The organism is Sutterella sp., from assembly GCF_052272535.1.
Classification (GTDB): domain Bacteria; phylum Pseudomonadota; class Gammaproteobacteria; order Burkholderiales; family Burkholderiaceae_F; genus Sutterella.
In genome coordinates this window covers 1-3196 of record NZ_DAVZJY010000248.1, presented here as the reverse complement: position 1 = coordinate 3196, position 3196 = coordinate 1, and the positions used below count along the sequence as shown (strand labels likewise).

Here is a 3196-nt window from a genome sequence, read left to right as displayed (position 1 = left end):
CGCCGCCTGCTGCGGCCGGGCGCTCCGGGCGCCTTTTGAATTGCGTGAAGATTATTGATTTTCACGCGCCTGCGCAATCATCGTCTTCACGGGCTCGAAGCTCCTGCGGTGGTGGGGCGAGGGCCCAAGGCGGCGAAGGGCCTCCAGGTGCGCGGCGGTGCCGTAGCCCGCGTGGACCGCGAACCCGTAGCCCGGGCACTCGCGGTCGAGCTCGGCCATCAGATGGTCTCGGGCGGTCTTGGCGAGGATCGAGGCGGCGGAGATCGCCGGAATGAGGGCGTCGCCCTTCACCACGGTCTCGAAGGGGGCCGCGAGGTGGTGCGGCGCCCGGTTGCCGTCGATCAGAATGAGTTCGGGCGCGGTGGCGAGGCCCGCGAGCGCCCGCTCCATCGCGAGGAAGGTCGCTTCGAGGATGTTCACGCGGTCGATCTCTTCGACCGAGGCCCAGCCGACGCCCCAGGCGAGCGCGCGCTCGCGGATCAGGGGCGCCAAGGCCTCGCGCTTCTTCGCCGAAAGCTTCTTGGAGTCGTTCAACCCCTCGATCGGGCGCTTGGGGTCGAGGATCACCGCCGCGGCGCAGACGGGGCCGGCGAGCGGCCCGCGGCCGGCTTCGTCCACCCCGGCCGTGAGGCGCGGCAGCCCCTCGAGGCCGCCCGCGAGAAAGAGGCTCCCGGCGAAGACTTCGGCGGGATCGGGGGCGGTGGACTTGCGGCGGGCCATGGCGGGTTAAGCGGGTGCGGAGAAAAAAAAGAAAAGCCGGGCGCGGCGCGTCCGGCGCGATGCGCCTTCAGGCGAAAGGAGGTCAGTTCCAGCGGCGCAGCGCGTGGGATTCGAGCACGTCGGCGACGAGCTTGGACGTGTCGGCCTTGAGGAGCTCGTGGAGCTTCGTGAAGCGCTCGACCAATTCGCGGCGCTTCGCGTCGTTCTCAAGCGCGTCCTGCAGCGCCCAGGAGATCTGGTCCGCGCAGCAGTAGTACTGCAGGAACTCCGGCACGACGTTCTCGCCCATCAGAATGTTGGGGAGCGACACGTGGCGGATGAGGGCCTTCTTCTGCATGATCATGCCCGTGAGCGCGGGCATGCTGTAGCCCACCACCATGGGCTTCTTGTAGAGCGCCGTCTCCAGGGTGGCCGTGCCGGAGGCGACGAGCACGGCGTCGGCCGCCTCGATCATGCGGTGGCTCTCGCCGATGCGCACGATCATGCGCTGCGCGAGGCGGGCGTACTGACCGGCGATGAAGATGATCCGCTCGCGGGCCTGTTCGTCCGCGGCCGGAATGAGGACGTGCATGTCGCCCCAGCGGTGCAGGAGCTTCTCGACCGCACCGAAGAAGGCCGCAGCGCACCCCTTCACCTCGTCGAGGCGGGAGCCCGGCATCACGGTCACCACCGGGAGCGTGTCCTCGGTGAGGCCGTAGTCGCGGCGGGCGCCCTCGGTGTCGGGCACCATCGGGATCACCGAGGCGAGCGGGTGGCCGACGTAGGTCGCCTCAATGCCCGCACGGCGGTAGATCTCCTGCTCGAAGGGGAAGACGAGGAGCATGTGGTCGACCGAGCGGCGGATCGCGTGGATGCGCTCGGGGCGCCAGGCCCAGATCGCGGGGCTCACGTAGTGCACGGTGGGCACGCCGCGGCGGCGCAGCTGCTGCTCGACGCCGAGGTTGAAGTCCGGCGCATCGACGCCCACGAAGATGCGCGGGTTCGAGGCGGCGATCGAGCGGACGAGCTCGTTTCTCAGACGCACGAGGCGCGGCAGGTGCGTGAGCACCTCGACGTAGCCGCGCACGGAGAGTTCACGGATGTCATGCCAGGCGTGAAAGCCCGCCGCGCGCATGCGCGCGCCGCCCACGCCGTACTGCGGGGCGCCCTCGAAGCGCTTCTCCACCTCGGGGAGCGCAAGGCTCGCGATGTAGTCGCCGCTCGCTTCGCCGGCAAGCCAGGCGATGCCGTTGGTTTCAGAGGTCGGTTGCGGACGATGGGTGCCCATGATGTTGCTCTCCAGCGTTTCTTGTCTTTCGTCGTCCCGCCCTGCGGGGCGGGACGGGGGTCTGAGGCTTGGTCGTGCGCGTCCCGGGTCAGCGGATCACACCGCGCGGGCTCGTCGTGACGAAGCCCACGAAGACGTCGAGCACGTGCGCGGCGCCGGGGAAGTCGACCTTGAGCGCCTCAATCTTCTCCGCGGCCTCCTTCACCGTGAGGTTCTCGCGGTAGAAGTGCCCGTAGGCCTTCCTCAGCGCCCGGATCTGCTCGTCGGTATACCCGGAGCGCCGCAGACCCACGAGATTGAGTCCCGCGACCTTGCAGGGGTTGAGGTGGCAGATCACGTAGGGCGGCACGTCCTGCAGCACGCCCGAGGCGCCGCCCACCATCGCGTGTTCGCCGATGCGAACGAACTGGTGCACGGCGGCCTGACCGCCCAAGATGGCGAAGTCGCCGACGGTGACGTGGCCCGCGAGGGCGACGTTGTTGGCGAGGATCACGTCGTTGCCCACGCGGCAGTCATGCGCGACGTGCGCGTTCGCCATGAAGAGGTTGCGGCTGCCGACGCGCGTGATTCCCTCGTCCTGCGTCGTGCCGATCGACATCGTGCAGTTTTCGCGGATCACGTTGTCGTCACCCACGATGAGCGCGGTGTCTTCGCCGCGGTACTTCTTGTCCTGCGGATCGCAGCCGATCGAGGCGCCCGCGTAGACCACGTTGCGGCAGCCGATCTCGGTGCGCCCTTCGACGACCACGTGGCTGCGCAGCACCGTGCCCGCGCCGATCTTCACCTTCGGTCCGATGAGACAGAAGGGACCGACCACGACGTCCTCGGCGAGGACCGCTTCGGGCGCCACGACGGCGCTCGGATGAATCTGAGGCATGCTGAAATCTTCCTGTTTGGCGCTCCTCCGGGGGGAAGAACGGCGGCGCAAGGGGCGCGCCGTCCCGCCTGCAGAGCGCCTGAGGTGGGTTCGGAGCGGCCGGCGGGCCCGCAGGCGCCTCCTTCACGCTCCTTCCGGCATTTTCTCAGCCGGATCTTCCTCACGGCTTAAATGAGCGGAAGGACGTGGTGGGCGCGCAGGCCGAATCCCGGGACGTGCGGCATCCCTCCTGCACGCCCCGCCGACCGGTGCAGCAGGGATTATACGGGCCGCCCGCAGGCCGAAGACATCCCGCCCAAAGGCTCACGGGCGCCTTGAGGCGCCGCCCCGGG

3 protein-coding genes are annotated in these 3196 nt (G+C 69.0%); all 3 read right to left on the bottom strand.

The features are described 5' to 3' along the window. Positions 1 to 51: 51 nt before the first annotated feature. Complete coding sequence (rnhB, locus tag ACT6Y9_RS09830) at positions 52 to 720, bottom strand: ribonuclease HII (protein ID WP_443744391.1); 669 nt, start codon at positions 718 to 720, stop codon at positions 52 to 54. Positions 721 to 802: 82 nt separating this feature from the next. Beyond that, positions 803 to 1987, bottom strand: coding sequence for a lipid-A-disaccharide synthase (gene lpxB / locus ACT6Y9_RS09825; RefSeq protein WP_443744390.1), 1185 nt, complete (start codon positions 1985 to 1987; stop codon positions 803 to 805). An 88-nt stretch (positions 1988 to 2075) separates the two neighbouring features. Then, entirely contained in the window at positions 2076 to 2864 is a 789-nt protein-coding gene (gene lpxA / locus ACT6Y9_RS09820) for an acyl-ACP--UDP-N-acetylglucosamine O-acyltransferase (RefSeq protein WP_295479999.1), read from the bottom strand. Between the last annotated feature and the right edge of the window lie 332 nt (positions 2865 to 3196).

Excerpts from the sequence above, each read along its gene's own strand:
- rnhB (WP_443744391.1), bottom strand. The coding sequence starts at position 720 with ATGGCCCGCCGCAAGTCCACCGCCCCCGATCCCGCCGAAGTCTTCGCC.
- lpxB (WP_443744390.1), bottom strand. The coding sequence starts at position 1,987 with ATGGGCACCCATCGTCCGCAACCGACCTCTGAAACCAACGGCATCGCC.
- lpxA (WP_295479999.1), bottom strand. The coding sequence starts at position 2,864 with ATGCCTCAGATTCATCCGAGCGCCGTCGTGGCGCCCGAAGCGGTCCTC.